The organism is Paenibacillus aquistagni, assembly GCF_900177815.1.
GTDB classification, from domain to species: domain Bacteria; phylum Bacillota; class Bacilli; order Paenibacillales; family Paenibacillaceae; genus Paenibacillus_B; species Paenibacillus_B aquistagni.
This window is the reverse complement of record NZ_FXAZ01000004.1, coordinates 122,394-141,282: the sequence shown is the minus strand read 5'-3', so window position 1 is coordinate 141,282 and position 18,889 is coordinate 122,394. Positions and strand designations below refer to the sequence as shown.

Here is an 18,889-nt window from a genome sequence, read left to right as displayed (position 1 = left end):
GTTGAATAAATTCCCAACACTTGCACACAATCAAAGAGACATGCAATGCTCTCAGGAAGTTAAATGAATTCACACTACAGATAGATCGGAGTCGGGCTTATGCGCAATCTAGCATTACTACAAGAACCTAAACAGCGAAAACTGTTGTTCAATGCAGGCCTCAGCTGGCTGTTTGACGCGATGGACGTCGGACTCGTCTCCTTCATCGTCGCAGCCCTGGCTGTAGAATGGAGTCTCGGCGCGGAGCAGATCGGCCTCTTAACGGCAATCAATTCCGTAGGGATGGCCGTTGGTGCCGCAGTGGCCGGCTCCCTCGCTGACCGCTACGGAAGACGGGATGTGCTGGTGCTGACGCTGTTAATCTTCTCTGTCGCCAGCGGATTGTCGGCACTCGTCACAAGCTTTGCCGTCCTATGCATCCTTCGCTTTATTGCCGGATTCGGGCTGGGAGGCGAGCTTCCTGTAGCCTCGACCCTTGTCTCGGAATCCGTACCTGCCAAAGAGCGAGGCCGGGCGGTCGTTCTCTTAGAGAGCTTCTGGGCGGTTGGCTGGATTGTCGCTGCGCTCGTGGCTTACTTTATTATCCCTGACTATGGCTGGCGCATCGCATTTCTCATTAGCGCTGTACCGGCGCTCTTTGCCCTGTATCTTCGAAAAGCCATTCCCGATTCACCGGCATTCGAGAATCAGACCATCAAAAAGATCCCATTCACAGCACGAATGTCCTCAGTATGGTCCATTAAGCATCGGCGTTCGACGATTATGCTGTGGGTGCTGTGGTTCACTGTCGTATTCTCCTACTATGGCATGTTCCTATGGCTCCCTACCGTAATGGTCTTGAAGGGCTTCACCCTTGTGAAGAGCTTTCAATACGTGCTCATCATTACGCTTGCCCAGCTTCCTGGCTACTTTACCGCCGCCTACTTCATTGAGAAATTAGGCCGCAAATTCGTGCTCGTCACTTACCTGCTCATGACTGCGGTCAGCGCCATCTGGTTCGGGCTTGCTACGACAGAGGGCATGCTGATTGCCGCAGGCGCCTGCTTATCCTTCTTTAATCTTGGGGCTTGGGGCGGCATGTATGCTTATACGCCAGAGCTGTATCCAACACAGGTGAGATCAACCGGAGTCGGCTTTGCTGCCTCATTCGGCCGAGTAGGGGGCATTATCGGACCTTATCTCGTCGGCATTCTCGTTGCTCGCGGTTCTTCCTTAACCTATATTTTCGTTGTCTTTTTTGTCGCGATCGTAATAGGCGCCCTAGCGGTATTATTCCTTGGCAAGGAAACGAAGGGCATCGATCCTGACGCAGCAGCTGATCGAACCTAAGATAGAGAATTAGGATTCCGCGCATCGATAGCAAAAGCATGCGTTCGCGGAGGATAAAAAAGAACTCCTTCTCCCTTGCCAACCGAGCTGAGACAGAGGTTGATTGGGATGAACAGGAGTTCTTTTTTCATGCCGTTTATGGAAGCGTGTTAAGTACTGGCTTCACCGTCTTCGCATAATTATAGTTGCTTGTCTTATCCCAGTTGATCGACCAGGTCATCGCGCCGCGGAAGTCAGGATACTGCGCTACCGGCGTGTAGGTGCCGCAATTCGTCCCTGAAGTCAGACATTTGAGCGCATTGCCGACAACCGATGGCTGAACATAGCCGCCGCCTGCTGCCGAGCTAACGGCAGGAAGGCCAAGCCCTAGCTGGGAAGGCTCTACCCACTGCAAGGTAAGATCCGTCAGTGCTGTCAAGAAATCTATCGTTCCTTGAGAATAGCACTTGCCATCACGGCCCAGCATACAGCCGGAATTGTAATATTGAACATTGATAACCGTCGTAATATCTTTTAGATTGCCATATAGCTGCATGTACGACGTGTTCTGATTTTGCATATCAATGGTTTGCGGGGCCATCGTCAAAATGAAATTCGGGCCAACCATCTGCTGCAGCTGACGAATCGCCGTTGTCAGGTTCGGCACGTTCATTCCATTTTCGAGATCAATGTCCACGCCGTCAAGTCCAAACCTTGTAATGATGTCGTACATGCTGTTCACAAAATTAGCCACGTTAGGAGAAGCGCTGTTCAGATTCACATTGCCCAATTCCCCGCCAATCGAGAGAATGACTTTCTTTCCTTGCGCTCGTTTGGCTTGGATGTCGCTGATGAGATCATTATCCGTATATCCGCCAAGTGCAGTAGAGAGTGGGCCATTTACGGCGAAGGTGACGCCGCCTGGTTTCGAAAGATCCATCTCAGCAAAGGACAAGGCGATAATATCGTACTCGCTTGGAACGTCACTTAATTTCAGGTTCGAAGAACCGTTAATAAAGTTGTGCCAATAGCCAGTCAGCGTATGCTTGGGAAGCTGGCCCCCGCCGCCTGTCGTTGAGGTCGTTGCGGTAACGGTATTGCTTGGTGCAGAGACATTGCCCGCAGCATCCTTTGCCGTAACCTTGAACGTGTAGGAGGTGGCAGCTGCAAGGCCTGCTACCGTTGCTGTCGTGCCTGTGACGCTTTGCTTCAGCGTTGTGCCGACATAGACATCATAGCCGGTCACGCCGACATTATCCGTTGAAGCCGTCCAGGCCAAGGATACACTTGATGCGGTAACACCTGTCACTGTAAGGGAAGATGGCGCCGTCGGCGCTTCAACATCATTGCCGCCGCCCGTACCACTGGTTGTTACACTCAGCGCATTGCTTGCTGGGGACAGGTTGCCTGCGGCATCCTTCGCTTTAACAGTGAAGGTATAGGCGGTATTGGCCGTCAAGCTTGAAGCGATATAACTCAGCGTGCTGCTAGAGACCGCTGCAAGCTGCGTAGCGCCTTGATAGATCACATACTGATTAACGCCTACATTGTCTGTGGATGCATTCCATGCTAAGGATACACTCGTGGAAGTGACAGCCGTGGAGCGTAAATTGGATGGTGCCGTTGGCGCTTCGGTATCTGGAGTGCCCTGCGTAATTCTCCACAATGCCGGTACATTAGAAGGCTCCCATCCCGGAATAGACGTATGCCCTTGAATAGCCTGATAGGTCTTGCCGCCATAAGTAGCGGTATCATTCGTGGCATAGGTAACGTAAGGGGCCCATTCCCCGCGATCTGCTGCTATGGCCATCGCAGGCACCAAACCTACACATAATACAATAGTCAATAAGAGCGACATCCATTTTTTCTGATGATGCATCATTTTGACAACAGATCGAGCTGTTCTCATCAACGTTCCTCCTTTGTCTTCATTTCAAGATAACTGCAAGACGTGTTCGCGCCTTCACCTCCTCGTCAAAATATCATGGCTTCAATGAGCAGATATGTGAAAGCAAGAAGCAGAGAAGCCCTTAGAACAGGAGTAACAGCAGAGTTTGGAACCAAGATGTTCATCGTTATCGTACGGCCACATGCAAAATTGATTTTCATGGATGATCCAATCGAGGCTGTTTTTGTTTGATCCAGGAAGCTTGTCCAGTTAGCAAGCTAGAAAGCAGTGGGAGATTTATGTTTGAGTTTGGGTGTTGGGTGAAAACGCTGTCAATTCATGCGGTTATCAGTCGACTTGGCCAAGTTAGATTGAAGCTTGCAAGAGAATCATGGGTGGGATGAATATACCTAACGGGAGTTGGTAAAAATCATGGAGGAAATAAAAGGGTTATAACTATTGGTGAACCTAATATTAATACTCATTTGATGATTTGACAAGAACCAATTGTGCGTCAATCTGTACCTTTATAATAAGAAATGATAAATCAAATATAAGCTGCTGTGTGGTTTGACAACTGATTTTTGCCTATGGTACCATTTTTATACCGACTAGTCAGTTCGAGTACATGCAAGGCAAAGGAGCAAGCAGATCGTTGAGCAAAGACAAGATCATTCACGCCGCTATGGAGGTATTCTCCGAGCACGGCTATCATCGGGCAAGTATGGATGAGATCGCCATGAGAGCGCAAGTCGCCAAGGGAACATTGTATTATAACTTTCCTGGCAAGGCACAGCTGTTCAAAACGATTGTGAAGCAGGCGCTGCAGGACATTATCAATCATACCTGCCAAGACCTAGACAATATTTCGATTTCTATTGAGGAACAGATACGGCGCATTATTCGCCACAACTTAGATGTCATCTTGGAGTCGAGGAATGTGGCTCATATTATTTTTAACGAACTGTCCAATGGCATTGAACCTGAAGTCCTTGATGAGATTAAGGCATTAAAATTAGAGTATCTCAGTTTCATTGGAGAGCTGCTGGAAGAAGGCAAGCGCAACGGCTATATCGTGGACGTCCAGCCGATGATCGCGGCCTCAGGCATTATCGGAATGCTGCAAAGCGCCTGCAACTATTATTTGAGTCATCAAGAGCAGATGACAAGAGAAGAGCTTGAACACTCGCTATTTACGCTCATCACCCAAGGCTTGTTAACCAATCTGGAGTAGCAAGCCTACTCTTTTGCCTTTGATTTGTACTGACTAGTCAGTTCTAATTGTGCAGCATTATTATTTGAAAGCGAGGGATCTCGATGGAATGGAATCAATCGGAGCTATTGCCTTTAAGTCAATTCAAAGAAATGCGCAGCACCTCCCCTGTTCATCTTCAGGAGGAGGGACAAATGTGGGAATTGTATCGTTATCAAGAGGTCAAAGAAGCGTTCACCAACTATGCAGTCTTTTCCTCGCAAGGCACAGAGGACGCAAAGGAACCGATCGACTCCAGTGTGCTTCGGCAGGACCCTCCCAAGCATAGGCAGCTGAGGATGCTGGTTTCCCAAGCCTTTACTCCTCGTGTCATTGAGAGCATGGCTCCAAAGATTACGTCGATTACCCATTCTCTCTTGGACCAAGCAGAGAAGGAGCGCAGCATTGATGTGCTCGCTTCTCTTGCGAGCCCGCTTCCCATTACCGTTATAGCAGAAATGCTGGGTGTGTCTGTTGAGGATCGTGCGCAATTCAAGCAATGGTCTGATGCGCTTGTCGGCAGCGACTATGAAGCTTACCTGCAATGTCAGGAGGAGATGACGGCTTACTTCAACGTCATTATTGAAGAGAGAAGAAGCTCGCCAAAGGATGACTTGATCTCCAATCTTGTGCAGGCCAAGGTGGAAGGAGAATCCTTGAGCGAGATTGAATTGATCGGCTTCTGCATTCTTCTATTGGTTGCAGGCAATGAAACGACAACCAACCTTATCACTTCTGCCCTACTGTGTGTAGACAGCCTGCCAGAGGTAAGAGAGCAGCTCTTGGCTGACCGCTCGCTTATACCTGGAACCTTGGAGGAGGTGTTCCGTTACTGTTCACCGGTCCAGCATATGTTCCGGCAGGTAAAGCAGGATACAGAGCTCGCCGGACACGTCCTTCAAGCCGGCCAATTCGTCAGACTATGGATTGGTTCAGCGAACCATGACGAGACTGTGTTTGACCATCCGGAGCGCTTCGATATGTTCCGCAGCCCGAATCCTCATCTTGGCTTAGGAAGCGGCATTCATTACTGCTTGGGTGCGCAGCTGGCACGGCTTGAATCCAAAATTATGCTGGAAGCCATTCTGGATCGGTTTCCCCATTATTACAGAAACCGCTCCATTCCACTGCAGCGAACGGACAGTTCCATGATGTTCGCTCTGCAATCCCTTCCCATTCATTTGTACGAGTAACGCCGTTTTTAGTCAATATGCATGTCTAAGCATGCTAAACGTTCCATCATGTTGTATCTGATCATGAGGCATGCAATAAAAAAGAAGGAATGGGCCCGCCCATTCCTTCTTCTACGTTATCTTGAATCGAACATAAACGGTGGATCGCAGAATCACTATCGTTCTCCTGTAGATGCCCTGTGATCTAAGCTTCCCTTCATGCAGCAGTGTCAACGGGTGCATCTTTTTTATGATCCAGCGTAATCCAGATCAGGCCCGCAGCCATAAAGATTGAGCCAACCCCCTGCCAAATCGAGACCGTCTCGCCAAAGAAAAAGTATCCTGCTATCATAGCAGCTGCTGGCGTAACATATCGGAAGAAGCTTGAATGCGCCGCGCCTACCTTATGCATGCTGGCATTCCAGACCACAAACGCAAATATGGTACAGAAGAACACATTGTAGATAACCGCTATGTAGCTGCCAGCCGACAAGGCTCCCCAGTCCACCTGATCCCATGAACGAAATGTTAACGGAGCCATAAACAGCGACCCAAACATAATGTACCACGCGCTGACTCTTAGCGCAGAGTATCGCTTAATAAGGGGCAAGCAGGCCAGATTGAACAACGCTCCGACGATGCTTATGCCTAGAGCAAGCAGATTGCCGAGCATATGGCTAGAGGATAGATCAAATCCCTGGTCGCCACCCAAAATAACGAAGCCGACGCCAATCATGGCGACTAAGCCCCCCACCACAAGCCTCGACGTGATTCGCTCCCCCATCAGAAAGGTGCCGAATATCGCGGTAAACACAGGCCAAGGGGCCACATTCAGCAAAGAGGCATTCGCAATTGTGGTCCATTTGATCGAGTACATGGTCGCAATCTCCAGTCCCGTTACCCCTACCAAGCCGATCAATGCCAGCTTGAGAGCATCCTTGAGCGACACACCTACGCTGCCTTCCTTAAGCTTAAGCAGCATAAAAAAGAACGGTATGGTAAGTCCAAAGCGCAGGAAGGTAAACAAGATCGGATCAAACGTCTCCATCGCCTGCTTCGAGACAGCAAAGTTGGTTCCCCAAATCGCGGCAACGATGACCAGCCCCGCGTAGTACATCCAATTTCGTTCCATGACGATGACATTCTCCATCCCTTTTTTATATAATCAGGCACATATGCTCTACATTGTGAATCATGTAACGAAAACTTGCAATACGTTTTGCTCACAAACAAGCGCTTTTTTGTTGTGGTTCGCAGAAAATGCAAAAAAAATGGAGACTACGCCCGCAAAACAAAAAGCCGACCTCATGCGGTCGGCTAACTTGATGATGAATAAACGATGATGTATCTCTCATGGTCTTGCATATTGAGTTATAAGAAAAGGAGGTTAATCCTAGTCCTCTTTGTTGCTCACGATCCCGGTATTCGGAACCACCGGAAGCATCTTCTCACCTTTCACCATAGGAGATTGGCAATGCGGACAGGCTGGATCTTTATCAAAAGAGAAATTATCCCTCATCCATCCATTGCACGAATCGCTCGAGCAAGACCATATCGCCGTCATCTCCTCAGCAATCTCATCCATTGGTCTCTTACGTGAATGGTACATGTAGCATCCCTCTTTCTCTTATAGTATGGTGACTGCACCTACAAACATGAGAAAACCCCTTGCAAAGCCAATTCATGATGAATGGCCCCGGCCAGAGGCTGGTTATATCTCTAAATAGAAGGCTGGCTGCTGCCTAAAACGGCATCCATTCATTCTATTCGGATTATAAAGTAAAAATGCTCCAAACTTGAAGTTTGGAGCATAGATGACTAACTTACAGCTTAACTACGTTTTCAGCTTGTGGTCCGCGGTTGCCTTGTACCACGTTGAATTCTACGCGTTGGCCTTCGTCCAAAGACTTGTAGCCGTCGCCTACGATTGCGCTGAAGTGTACGAATACATCGTTGCCGCCTTCAACTTCGATAAATCCAAAACCTTTTTCTGCGTTAAACCATTTTACTGTTCCTGTTTCCATTGAGTGTTACCTCCAATAATATTAATTACATGACCTCTATATTCCGTGAAAAATAAAAATCACATATTGCACAAGGCTATTTCACATAAAATAATAACCCTCTACAATATGTGACTTTTCTAGGGATCATTTTATATTCTTATTGCTTTTATCATATCATAATTGAATTTGCTTTGCAACTTTTATAGGCTCAATTTTGCACCTGACATTTTCCAATGTTTACACGGACAGGAAACCATGCCGAAGAGTCAATCAGCGCAATGCCTCTTCTCGTTTCTTGTGATTCAGCCCTTCGGCATTTTCCTGTGCAATCGTATTCACTCATCCGTTATTTTTGCCAAATAACAACCGAAACATTCGGCTTATCATCGGGTGAATGACGGAGACATGCCCCTCTCCCTCAATCAAGTCGAAGGTGGACTCGATGCCCTTTGCGGTATAGGACTGCACCATCTCATTGAGATGCTTTGCATCCTCAATCATAGACGGCTTCTCCTCTGAGCCAATGGACAACAGAAGTCTTGCCTTTATCGCTCCATCTTGAAGCACAGGCAGCCAGTCCTGATAGCATGTCAGCATGGCTTGTCCATTCCACCATATCGAAGGACTTCCCGCCACGTATGTCAAGAAGGCAGCAGGCTGCTGTCTGAGCGCAAACAACGTGAACAGCCCTCCTAAGGAATGGCCAAAGAGTCCTCTGCGCTTGGCATCAACAGAGTAGCGCGCCTCTATTAACGGCTGAAGTTCTTCTACGATGAACGTTAGAAATGGTTCTGCTCCGCCCGTCTCTGGCCAAGGTGAACCATCCGGACGCTTGGAATCCTCAGCTGCTTGCGTTGTAAAGTCATAGAACCGGCGAGCCGCTACGAAGGGCTCATCGGAATCATAACCAATGCCCACGATCATGCCCGGATCTAGGCCGAGCGGATGCCTGGATTGCATGCGCATCGCCTCAGCCAGCGAGCCAAAGTACGCATTGCCGTCAAGAGCGTATAGAATCGGATACCCTTCTTGCGGCGCGGGCTTTGCAGGCACATACACGAAGATCTTATATTCCCTTCCTGTATGCTTCGATATGACGGTGAAGCTGTCCGTGCCAGGCTGAGAATAACGCGAAGCAGTTGGACTTTGTACATGACCGTCTGCCTCTATAGCCGCTTGGCCGAACAGCCATTGAAGCGCATCGATAAAGCGCCTCGTCATAAAAAAGGCATCATGCGTGCCCCCGGCGTCAATGTCAAAGCGAAGCCGCTCTTCGGGAAATCCCTTCTCCCGCCATAGCCGCTGAACCGCCACATTGTTCGGGACCATATGCTGTTGAATGCTTGTCTTATAGATGCCTTCAGCACTCCCCACGCTCATGTAGATTCGCAGATTGCTTGAAGGCGCCTCTTCTTTGTCGACATAATCCAAGACGCCTTGGAACCAGCATGAGGTGGACAGCATGCCGATCAAGCCAAATGTGTCGGGCCTCCAATAACCTGCAAACATGGATATCAAGCCGCCAAAGGAGCCGCCCAGGATCGCGGTTTGCTCTTTGCCAGACAAAGTACGGTATTCGCTGTCAATAAAGGGCTTGATCGTATCTGCCACTTCATCCACGTAAGCCCGCCCGCTTCCGCCAAAGCTCGGGAAGCCCTTCATGGTTGGATCTGCAGCCCACGGTGTGTACTCAGCGTTGCGATTATGGGGTTCGATTCCGATCAGAATAAGCTCAGGCAGCTTTTTTTCCCGGAACAGCAAATCCAAATAATTGGCACAATCATGGAACAGCTCCCCGCCATCCTGAACGTAAGCTACCGGATAGCGGTCTATCCCTTGTTCATAGGAAGGAGGAAGATACACGCTCAGCCTTCTCTCATACACAATCACAGTGTGATAACGATTCATCTTATTGTCCTTCCTGTTATTTTTTATCCGCTGTAATGAGCAAATAGACAAAGTATGGCACGCCTATAACAGATATAACGATTCCGACAGCCAACTGGGCAGGTGCGAATATCGTCTTGCCGATCCAGTCACCGACCACGACCATCGCCATGCCCACAACCCCGCTGACAGGCAAGATGTAACGGTGAGAATGGCTTACGAGCCGTCTCGCCATATGCGGTGCAATCAAGCCGACAAACCCGATGCTTCCTGCAACGGATACACTCGCTGCCACAAGTCCAACACTGCATAGAAGCAGGATCAAACGCTCGCGCTGCACAGGCAGGCCAAGCCCCTTCACGCTAACTTCCTCCAGCTGAAGGACATCAAGCGCGCGGTACCTGGTCCAGATTATAGGCGGAAGCACGATCACCCACGGCAATACGGTAAGCACGAACTTCCAGTTGGCACTGTATATGCTTCCCGCAAGCCATACGACAGCCATCTCATAATCCTGCGGATTCATCTTAAGCGATAAGAACATTGTAACCGCACCAAAGCCTGTCGTCATGGCAATACCAACGAGAATGAGACGCTGAGGATCAAGCTCTCCATTCTGCCTTGCAAACAGCATAATAAGCGCACTCGCAGCAAGTCCTCCGACTAACGCGAACATCGGCATCATCATGATGGACAAGGTTCCGGTGATATCCATCTCGCCGCGGAACAAGAACATAAACAAGACGACGGCCATCCCCGCGCCTGCGTTAATGCCTAGAATGCCGGGATCAGCCAAGCCATTGCGCGTAATCCCTTGAATAACCGCGCCTGCGATGCCAAGGGCAAACCCGACCAGCATGCCAAGCACAATTCGCGGCAAACGAAATTCAAAAATAACAAGATCATACTCTGGCACGCGAATGATGCGAAGCAGTGTCTTCACAATATCTGCAATCGAGATGGAGAAGGAGCCGCTTGTAATGCTAAGATAAATAGCTGCCGCAATAATCGCAAAGCAGGTGAACAGAACCGTCCACATGCGCAGCGCAGGATGCCGCTTATCCACGTTGCCCACCTCCCTTCACTCGAATAAGGTAGAGGAAGAACGGAACCCCGAACAACGCCGTTACCACACCAATTGGCGTCTCGAACGGGTAATTCACAAAGCGAGACAGCACATCGCACAAGGCCAGAAATAATCCGCCCAATACGCCAGAGACAATCACGATATTGCGATAATCCGAACCAACAAGGAATCTCGTAATATGAGGAATAATCAGTCCGATAAAGGCTATTTTGCCTGCCAAGGCTACAGATATCCCGGTTAAGATGATGACCGAGAGCATCGTCAGGCCTTTGATCAGGCGAGTTCGTTGACCAAGTCCCGCAGAGAGCTCATCACCAAGCGAGAGGATCGTAATCTGTCTGGACAGCGCAATAGCCAGCCCAATTCCCACAATCGCAAATGGAATGGACAGCTTGATCATCTCAGGATCCAGCTGATGCAGCCTTGCGTTATACCAGAAGCTGATGCTTTGGGACACCTGATAGTAAGTCGCGATGGCGTCAGCAACGCCATTAAGGAATAAGCCTACTATTGTGCCCAAGATCGCAAGCTTCACTGGCGACATGCCCTTTGGTATCACGCTGGCAAGGCCAAATACAATGCCAGCACCCACAGCCGAGCCAATTAAGGAGAGCACAATCATGCTGACCGAATGTTGGTTTGGCAGGAATACCATCGCCATCGTAACTGCAAACACAGATCCATCCGATACCCCCATAATGGATGGGGAAGCCAGGTAGTTTCTTGTCATTCCCTGCATGAGAGCGCCTGAGATGGCAAGGAAGGTTCCAATCAATAAAGCTCCTATGACACGAGGCAAGCGTGAATAGCGGATAATCTGATGGTCCACATTCTCAGGGTCAAAGTGAAATACCGCATTCCAAATCGTTGAAGCCTCGATATTTTTCGCTCCATATAGCACCGACAATAATATGATCAATACAACAGCTGCCGGCGCCACCCCGAGGATGACAGCCGGCAACGAAGCTTTTATGCGCATGTAGCAGCACACCTTGTCTGTAATTATTTGCTGAGTTCGCTAACGAATGCCTTGAGGTAAGCAACTTTGCTGTATGCTGTACCGCCTTGTGCAAGAGGGTCAACAAGATTGACATACAAATGTCCGTTCTTCACAGCATCAAGTTTGCTGACAATGGGATTGTTTTTGAAATCTTCTAATGCATTCGGATTGTCCTTGTTCTCATCTGGCGAGAATTGCACGAGCAAGTAATCAGGGTTCATCTCGGCAAGCTTCTCGACAGAGATCTTCTCTTGCTTCTTCGCCGCATGCACTTCCGCTGGCACAGCAAGACCTAGATCTTCATATAAGAATGGATTAAAGAATACGGTTGGGGAATACACCATAAGCTCGCCAGAACGAACACGAATCATCGCAACTTCTTTGTCTTTTAGCTTATCGCTAAGGTTGCTCTTTGCTGATTCCAGATCAGCCTTGTAGTCTGCAATCACCTTCGCCGCTTGATCTTGCTTGCCGCTCAGCTCGCCAAGCAGCGTCACATTCTCTTCCCAGTTCGTGGAGACATGGGAGTAAGGAATGGCCGGTGCAATTTTGTTCAATTGCTCGATTACTGCTGGCTCAGACTTGCTGGAGGCAAGGATAACATCTGGTTTAAGCGCCAATATTTTTTCAAAATTAGGCTCTGTTTTCTCGCCAACAGATTCTGCCTTGTCCGTGATGGATGCGAATATTTCTGGGAACTTCCCGCCGACAGAGCTTGCGCCAATCGGATGAACATCAAGCAATACAGCATCCTCCATCGCTTCAAGCGCACCTGTAATCACAATTCGTTCTGTGTTGGCTGGAAGATCATATTCTTGATCAAGATATTTCACTACTCGCTTATCTTGAGCAGCATCCTGTGAAGCGGTGTTCTTGGATTCCGCCGGATTGACCGTTTCCGAAGCGGTGTTCTCGCTTGCCTTAGATTCTTTAGCCGCGTTACCTCCGCAAGCCGTTAATACGATGGATAGAGCCATAACAAGGCTCAACAGCATGCCACACTTTTTCATACCTCTTCTGTATCTCCCTTCAAAAATAACCCCAATTAATAATTAATATTGATAATGATTCTCATTATTAATTATAGGGAGACCTTGCCTTTTTTCCATGGATATTATCCAGATTCAGCATGGACATTTTCCAGACAGCAGCGCGGTGGCCTGCTCCAGCATTCTTAGCATCGCCTCCGGAGAATACTCTCGCCATGGGCTAGAAGAGACCTGCAGCACGCGTTCCTTCCGCACCAAATCCAAGGAGAGCCACTCACTAGACCTCTGTAATCTGCTCCAATGCTCCAACGTTTCTGTTTCCTGGCGTACAAGCAACAGCGCGAGATCACAATCTAACTTTTCAAGCTGCTGCAGGGTAATCGGTTGTTCTACGTCATAGGAACGAAGGGCATCCGGCTTCACCATGCCTAGATCTCCATAAACCACATCTTCAATGCCCTGGTTCGTGTATAGAAACAACTCTCGCTTATGCATTCGCAAGCATACAATTGTTGCCCCTTGCCTACACGAGGAGAGCGAGCTTCGACACTTCTTCACTTTTCTGTCGTAGGCTTGGAGCCAACGTTCTGCTTCCGCTGTCTCGCCCAGTGTCTCTGCCAACGCCATTAGACCGCATCTCCAGCTGTTGTTCTTGAACTCCGGCAGCTCTATAACTTGTGCCAGCGCCCCAAGCCGCTCCTTTACTGTGCGTTTTAGCGTCGATCTGCACACTATGACATCCGGACGAATCCTGATAAGCTGCTCGATGTTATCCGGCTGATAATCGGTGCCATGGTACACGTGCAAATGGTACGGAATATCTACACCGATTCGTTCCATATAATATCCGGTCCACTTCGGGTGCATGGGAGCCGCAAAAGGGATAATATGCAGCGGAAGAACATAGCCAATGATGCTATGGCAACCATAAATCGCGATCTTGCGGCATCGTCTTCTCCTCATAAATTGGGATGGCGAAGAACCATGCATCTTCTTGAATTTGCGGCTGAAATAAAATTCATCCTCGTAGCCCACCTCGTGGGCGATATCTCGAAGCAGCTTGTCCGAGCGCAGCATCAATTGCTTCGCCCTTGCCATCCGAAGCTCCGTTATATACGTAATGGCACTCAAGCCATATTCTTTTTTAAAGGAATCCACAAAATATTTCGGACTTAGCTCCGCAATTCGAGCCAGGTGATCTGTCGTTAGCTCCTCATGGAAATGCTGTTCAATGTAGGTCCTCGCATGCTCCAAAGATCCTGTAGAGACAGGCTTTTCTAGCTGTCTAATGGCCTGCGCGACACCTAGCAGCAGCTCTTGCATCTCCACCTGCGCGTGCCAGCGAAGCAGCGGATCGATGTCACGATGATGTTCAATGATATTGCGGCATCGTTCAGCAATAGCCCCTGATGGCTCAAGCTCAATCTGACCCGGCAGCCAGTCAGCGTCTTCGACTTCCTGCAGCTGCCTTGATGCATGAAAAGGCTCATGATAAAAGCTCCACCTCAGTACGGCAACGGCTAATTCTTCTCCTTCGTCAGCAATTAGCTGCAAGGTGCTCCCAGGCTTCGCTACATACACTTGATCCTGCTTGAGACGAGCAGCCATCTGATCGCGCAGCAAGGTTCCAGCCCCATAGAGAAGGACAGCCACAGCATAGCTTGTATTCAATTGTCCTTCACACTGTTCGCCTGCCCTAAGCTTGATCATTGCCGTGCTCCATAGCCTGACCGTTATATCCCTATCTGGCGAGAAAGCATCTCCAACTGGAGCCTCCTGCACCATGTCAGCGTTCTTGCAGCATGTAATACGGGGGATGAAGCCTTGATTGATAGTCATTTCTCCCTGCTTGTTCATCACTTAAGACCCGCTTTCATTAAAATATATAATAATGATAATCATTATCATTATTAGTGTGCAAGAGTTTTTGTGCTTTTCTTATAAAATGCATGCTCTTTTCCGTTCGGGTTCATTATTGCTTATAAATGTTTAGAAGCATCTTAACGGCTATCTCCCGTCTTCTCCCATTGCTCTGCCCATTTTCCTTTTGGTCATATCCCATGATTCAAGAAGCCAAGAACAAAAAGGAGCCTTTCATCATAAAAGGCCCCTAATTCAAGGATTCAGTCAAGACGTCCTCCCTGCTCGAATACTCTCGTTTCCCCAAACAAACTTGACTCAAACTGAGCCACAGGCATAGGCTTAGCAAAATAATAGCCTTGGGCTAAATTGCAGTTCATGCTCTGCAAAAATTGAACCTGCGCCTCGGTCTCGACTCCTTCCGCCACGACTCTCATCTTCAGATCATGTGCAAGCTTAATCATGTTGGCAATCACGATTCTCCCACGTTCGTCGTTGGCCTCGTTCAGGAAAAAGCCGCGATCGAGCTTAATCACATCCGCCGGGATGGATTGCAGCAGGCTAAGGGAGGAGTATCCCGTCCCAAAATCATCAATGGATAGCGTGAATCCTAAGCATTTGAGCTTAAGCAGCACATCCCGCAAATAATCGATATTCTCGTATACGATCGATTCTGTTAGTTCAATCTCAATGAGGGCTGGAGGAATGCTGTACTTTTTTATAATCGAAGAGAGATTAAGCAAAAAGTCGGATCGAAACAGATGCACTCTCGAAAAATTGACCGAGATCGGAATAGGCTTTATGCCTTGATCCATCCACCTTTTAATCAAGCTGCACACAAATTCAAATACCATTAAGTCCACTTGCACGATAAAGCCGTTTTTCTCAAATACGGGAATAAAAGCGTTAGGTGGAATCAACCCTTTCTCAGGATGGTTCCAACGAATGAGCGCCTCTGCGCACTGCATGCTCCGATCATTCAGGTCATATTTGGACTGAAGATATACTTCGAACTCTCCATTTGCTAAGGCGTCATGCATGCGCCGCTCAATATTCTGCTCTTCCACCACCCGCTCTAGCATCTCATCACTAAAAAAGGCGCAGATGCTTCCATAGCTGCCTTTGACAGACTTAGCTGCCATTCCCGCTCGGTCCATCATGGTGTATATGTCCATTTTTTTATCGATCACGATATAGATGCCGCAATGAATGACCAAATGAAGATCCTCTGTCACTTGCGAGGTGTATTCGCTTAGATGCTGATTAAGCTCATTCATGCGCGACCACAGCTCGGCCTTGGTCTTGTACGACGTAAGCAGAATGAATCGGTCCCCATGCAATCGGCCAATGCGATCCCTAGCACACACCTGATCTTGCAGCGTCTTCCCAATATGCTGCAAAATCTGATTGCCCTCTTGGTAGCCATAGATTTCATTAATATATTTAAAACGATCAATATTGAATTGAACGACCGCCATTTGCGTGTCTGAGCCTGCATGCTTTTTAAGCAGATGACAGGCATCTAGATGGAACTTATAGCCGCTAGGAAGCTTAGTAAGCCCATCCAAAAAGGCGATGCTCTCCATCTCCTGCTGATGTCTTTTTTTGCTGCGGGAGATCACGGCAAAGATGGCCATCAATGCGGTGAACACGATCAGACACAAGAGGTACGTCGAGCCAATGATCACGTCTGCTCTGTTCATGACGACATTTTTGGATACAACGGATACCACGTACCAATCATTGATTCCCTGCATCTTGGAATAGCCGATGAACTTTTTATCGCCATCCAGCACAAAGCTGCCTACTCCGCTTGAACCTCTCATCAATTGTTCACTGAACGGCTTTAATGTTTTTTTATTGCGCTCATCTCGACTCAGATATTCAAACCAATTATGGATGGAATGATTGCTGTCTGGATGCTGTGAGGCAAGGATGACCGTGCCTTTGCGATCGATAATAAGAGAATAGCCATAGCCATTAAAAAAAGAAGTCCCTAATGCTTCATATAAATCCTGGGAGTACCTGCTCGCGCTTAAGGTCGCTCTGACCTCGCCATCAATCACAAGCGGACTGTTAAACGTAATAATCTCTCGATGTGAAATCTGATCTAGAAATGGGGGGGAAATATTGCTGATGCCTTGAAGTGCTTTTTGAAATCCGGGTTCCTTAGACACATTGAGCGTTTGACCATCGGATGCATAGGCTATGCCTTCTGGAGTGCAGATACTAATGCGGTTAAAATTGTATTTCTCATCAAAGTGGCTTAAGTACTGCCGAATCTCCCCCATATCCTGATAGTTGGCTTTCGATAATGTATCCGCAATTCCGTCCAATACACGAATTTGCCCTGTAATCATATTTCGAATCGAATAACTGGCTTGAATCGTTGTTTCAGAGATCGTGCGCACCGCTTCTTGCTCCAACGAATTCGATACCCAATCCACGTAATAATAGGAGCTCCCGCCAAATAAAAGAGCCGCCATTAGAATTAACGTCGTCGTTATTCGAGTGTACACTTTTTTTGGTTTCATATGTAAATCCGCCTAAAGATGATATCCTGCATCGTGAAACAATTCACCTCCTAAATTTAGCATAGATTCTCACCTCATTAAAGCAACTTTTCTGTGAATCTTATGGAGTGTCAATCCACCGATGTACCTATGTTCGGCTTCTTTACGTTTGTCTAGAAAAAACCATCTCATGCCTTCTTCCATTTTTTGTTATAAAAATTAATGGTATTGCCTCAAAGTCTGCCAATGTTAAGGGAACGGTATTCCGCACTTGATCGCAACCATGCTGCCCAATCATTCATGATCAGGGAACAATTGGGTTATGCTATGTAAACAATCGCCTGCATGACTTCATATGCCTTTTCGAAGGAGGTTACCGCCATATCTGAAATTCAGGATTACATGATGATTCTATTGCGAATTATTACGATTTTCCCGCTCGTTCTGTTTGTTAATCTATTTATGGGCAGAAGAGCAATTGGTGAAATGCCTGTGTTTGATTTTCTCATCATTCTGGCATTGGGTTCTGTAGTAGGAGCAGATATTGCTGACCCCGATATTAAGCACTTTCCTACCGCCTTCGCTATACTTGCCATAGGTTTTCTCCAAAAATGCTTCTCCATTGGAGTTATTAAATGGCCTTGGTTTGGAAAGCTGGTTACCTTCGAGCCGCTCATTGTCATATACAAAGGAAAGCTCATTTATCGCCAATTAAACAAAGTAAAATATTCAATGGATAATATCTTGCAAATGCTAAGAGAGGAGCAAATCTTTGATGTTGAGCAGGTAGATCTCGCCATCCTTGAGGCGAACGGCAAACTGAGCATTATGGAGAAAGCAGGAGCTACAAGTAAAAGTTCTGTTGCTTACCCGATCGTTCGTGAGGGGCGCTTGGATGCCAATGTATTGGCGGCGCTTCAAATTAAGGAGCTTGAAGTCCTAGAGATGATCGAGCCGCATAACATCCCTCTTTCCGATATTTTTCTCGCGACGATTAATGATAACCGCGAGCTTCATATCAGCAAGTATTATGAAGAGGACCATCAGCAGCTCCCGCCTGTGTACCATTGATACCCTGCATAGGGTTAGAATGAACCCACCATAACTGACTGCTGCTAGAGTGACACAATTAGCGATTCAACTTTGTTACTTGTTAAAGGACATTCCTTTTTTTCATCGCCGCTCCCTCCATATCAATGCCAATCGAAAAACGTTTCGTCTGCTGCCCATCGTGCCGATTGTGCTGTATAATGGAAAGAAGAGATGGAGCGCTGAGCGGCAGTTCCGAAAATTGCTTAGCGGTTTTTATATTGAAAGCGCTAATCCTCCCGTCCAATCTACTCCGCCCTTTTCTGATACCCAATCTCAAAACGTTCCGATTCTGATTTTTCATCTTGTCCCTCCTGAATTTGGAAGTGAAACAAGAAAATAACCCATAAGAAATCCCAGAGTCTACAACGGTAAGTGAATTCCGAGAAGCTTATTTTTTATTGAGGAGCGGGGATCTTATGAAGGGAATGATTGTGAGAAAGTTTATGTCTGCTGTATTTACATCTGTAATTTTATCTTATTTATTTGTATTGATTGATGGTCATTCTTCCTTTATTGTATATTTCACAATTTTTTGTGCTGGTTATTTAATAGTTGGAGTGCCGTGCTCTATCGTAGCAGAATTGGTCAATGCGAAAATAAAAGGAAATATACTCGGTTTGGTTATAGGGGGGATTATACATTTAATATTTGCAGGGATTGTTATCTTTTGGCTCAGTTTTGATGATCCAGGAGGATTTTCATCTCTTATGAATCACGCTGAAGGGATTGTATATGCAGTTATTATGGCAGCAATAGGCTTGTGGTTGACTGATATCCTTTTCAAACATTTATTACGTGATGAACTGTCGCACTTAGCTTGACAATCCATCATATA

The 18,889-nt window shown here is 47.5% G+C and carries 16 protein-coding genes; 5 read left to right on the top strand and 11 right to left on the bottom strand.

Annotation, left to right across the window (positions count from 1 at the left end):
* Positions 1-99 precede the first annotated feature (99 nt).
* Positions 100-1,329 (top strand): MFS transporter, encoded by a 1,230-nt coding sequence (locus tag B9Y93_RS14655; protein WP_085495370.1) that lies wholly within the window; start codon positions 100-102, stop codon positions 1,327-1,329.
* 136 nt (positions 1,330-1,465) lie between these two features.
* Here B9Y93_RS14655 and B9Y93_RS14650 read toward each other — a convergent pair whose 3' ends face one another.
* Positions 1,466-3,217 (bottom strand): fibronectin type III domain-containing protein, encoded by a 1,752-nt coding sequence (locus B9Y93_RS14650; protein ID WP_425320347.1) that lies wholly within the window; start codon positions 3,215-3,217, stop codon positions 1,466-1,468.
* A gap of 634 nt (positions 3,218-3,851) precedes the next feature.
* On the opposite strand from B9Y93_RS14650, the gene B9Y93_RS14645 reads away from it, so the two are divergent.
* Together B9Y93_RS14645 and B9Y93_RS14640 are read left to right on the top strand one after the other, a co-directional pair.
* The gene (locus B9Y93_RS14645) at positions 3,852-4,430 is read left to right on the top strand and encodes a TetR/AcrR family transcriptional regulator (RefSeq protein WP_085495368.1); all 579 of its coding nucleotides are present in this window, start codon (positions 3,852-3,854) and stop codon (positions 4,428-4,430) included.
* An 83-nt stretch (positions 4,431-4,513) separates the two neighbouring features.
* A complete protein-coding gene (locus B9Y93_RS14640; protein WP_085495366.1) occupies positions 4,514-5,641 on the top strand; it encodes a cytochrome P450 in 1,128 nt (375 codons plus the stop codon).
* A gap of 196 nt (positions 5,642-5,837) precedes the next feature.
* Here the strand turns inward: B9Y93_RS14640 and B9Y93_RS14635 are convergent, their stop codons facing one another.
* The 9 genes from B9Y93_RS14635 to B9Y93_RS14595 all read right to left on the bottom strand — a co-directional run bounded on the left by B9Y93_RS14635 (position 5,838) and on the right by B9Y93_RS14595 (position 16,983).
* On the bottom strand, positions 5,838-6,752 hold the full coding sequence (locus B9Y93_RS14635) for a DMT family transporter (RefSeq protein WP_085495364.1): 915 nt from the start codon (positions 6,750-6,752) through the stop codon (positions 5,838-5,840).
* A gap of 261 nt (positions 6,753-7,013) precedes the next feature.
* Complete coding sequence (locus tag B9Y93_RS14630; RefSeq protein WP_085495363.1) at positions 7,014-7,229, bottom strand: cold-shock protein; 216 nt, start codon at positions 7,227-7,229, stop codon at positions 7,014-7,016.
* Between the two features lie 214 nt (positions 7,230-7,443).
* A complete protein-coding gene (locus B9Y93_RS14625) occupies positions 7,444-7,644 on the bottom strand; it encodes a cold-shock protein (protein WP_085495361.1) in 201 nt (66 codons plus the stop codon).
* 321 nt (positions 7,645-7,965) lie between these two features.
* Complete coding sequence (locus B9Y93_RS14620; RefSeq protein WP_085495359.1) at positions 7,966-9,534, bottom strand: alpha/beta hydrolase; 1,569 nt, start codon at positions 9,532-9,534, stop codon at positions 7,966-7,968.
* Between the two features lie 16 nt (positions 9,535-9,550).
* Positions 9,551-10,552, bottom strand: a complete 1,002-nt coding sequence (locus B9Y93_RS14615) for a FecCD family ABC transporter permease (protein WP_085496050.1) — start codon at positions 10,550-10,552, stop codon at positions 9,551-9,553.
* A gap of 19 nt (positions 10,553-10,571) precedes the next feature.
* Positions 10,572-11,579 (bottom strand): FecCD family ABC transporter permease, encoded by a 1,008-nt coding sequence (locus B9Y93_RS14610; RefSeq protein ID WP_085495357.1) that lies wholly within the window; start codon positions 11,577-11,579, stop codon positions 10,572-10,574.
* A gap of 23 nt (positions 11,580-11,602) precedes the next feature.
* Positions 11,603-12,610, bottom strand: coding sequence for an ABC transporter substrate-binding protein (locus tag B9Y93_RS14605; protein ID WP_085495356.1), 1,008 nt, complete (start codon positions 12,608-12,610; stop codon positions 11,603-11,605).
* 114 nt (positions 12,611-12,724) lie between these two features.
* Entirely contained in the window at positions 12,725-14,428 is a 1,704-nt protein-coding gene (locus tag B9Y93_RS14600; protein WP_176228939.1) for a helix-turn-helix domain-containing protein, read from the bottom strand.
* 284 nt (positions 14,429-14,712) lie between these two features.
* A complete protein-coding gene (locus B9Y93_RS14595) occupies positions 14,713-16,983 on the bottom strand; it encodes a bifunctional diguanylate cyclase/phosphodiesterase (RefSeq protein WP_085495352.1) in 2,271 nt (756 codons plus the stop codon).
* A 381-nt stretch (positions 16,984-17,364) separates the two neighbouring features.
* Between B9Y93_RS14595 and B9Y93_RS14590 the strand changes: the two genes are divergently transcribed.
* A complete protein-coding gene (locus tag B9Y93_RS14590; protein WP_244903416.1) occupies positions 17,365-18,033 on the top strand; it encodes a DUF421 domain-containing protein in 669 nt (222 codons plus the stop codon).
* Between the two features lie 82 nt (positions 18,034-18,115).
* On the opposite strand, the gene B9Y93_RS24585 is transcribed toward B9Y93_RS14590, so the two are convergent.
* Positions 18,116-18,355 carry a hypothetical protein gene (locus B9Y93_RS24585; protein ID WP_176228938.1) on the bottom strand — a complete coding sequence of 80 codons (240 nt, stop codon included), beginning with the start codon at positions 18,353-18,355 and terminating at the stop codon, positions 18,116-18,118.
* A 115-nt stretch (positions 18,356-18,470) separates the two neighbouring features.
* Here B9Y93_RS24585 and B9Y93_RS14580 point away from each other — a divergent pair, with 115 nt between their 5' ends.
* Positions 18,471-18,875, top strand: a complete 405-nt coding sequence (locus B9Y93_RS14580) for a hypothetical protein (RefSeq protein ID WP_085495347.1) — start codon at positions 18,471-18,473, stop codon at positions 18,873-18,875.
* Positions 18,876-18,889 lie beyond the last annotated feature (14 nt).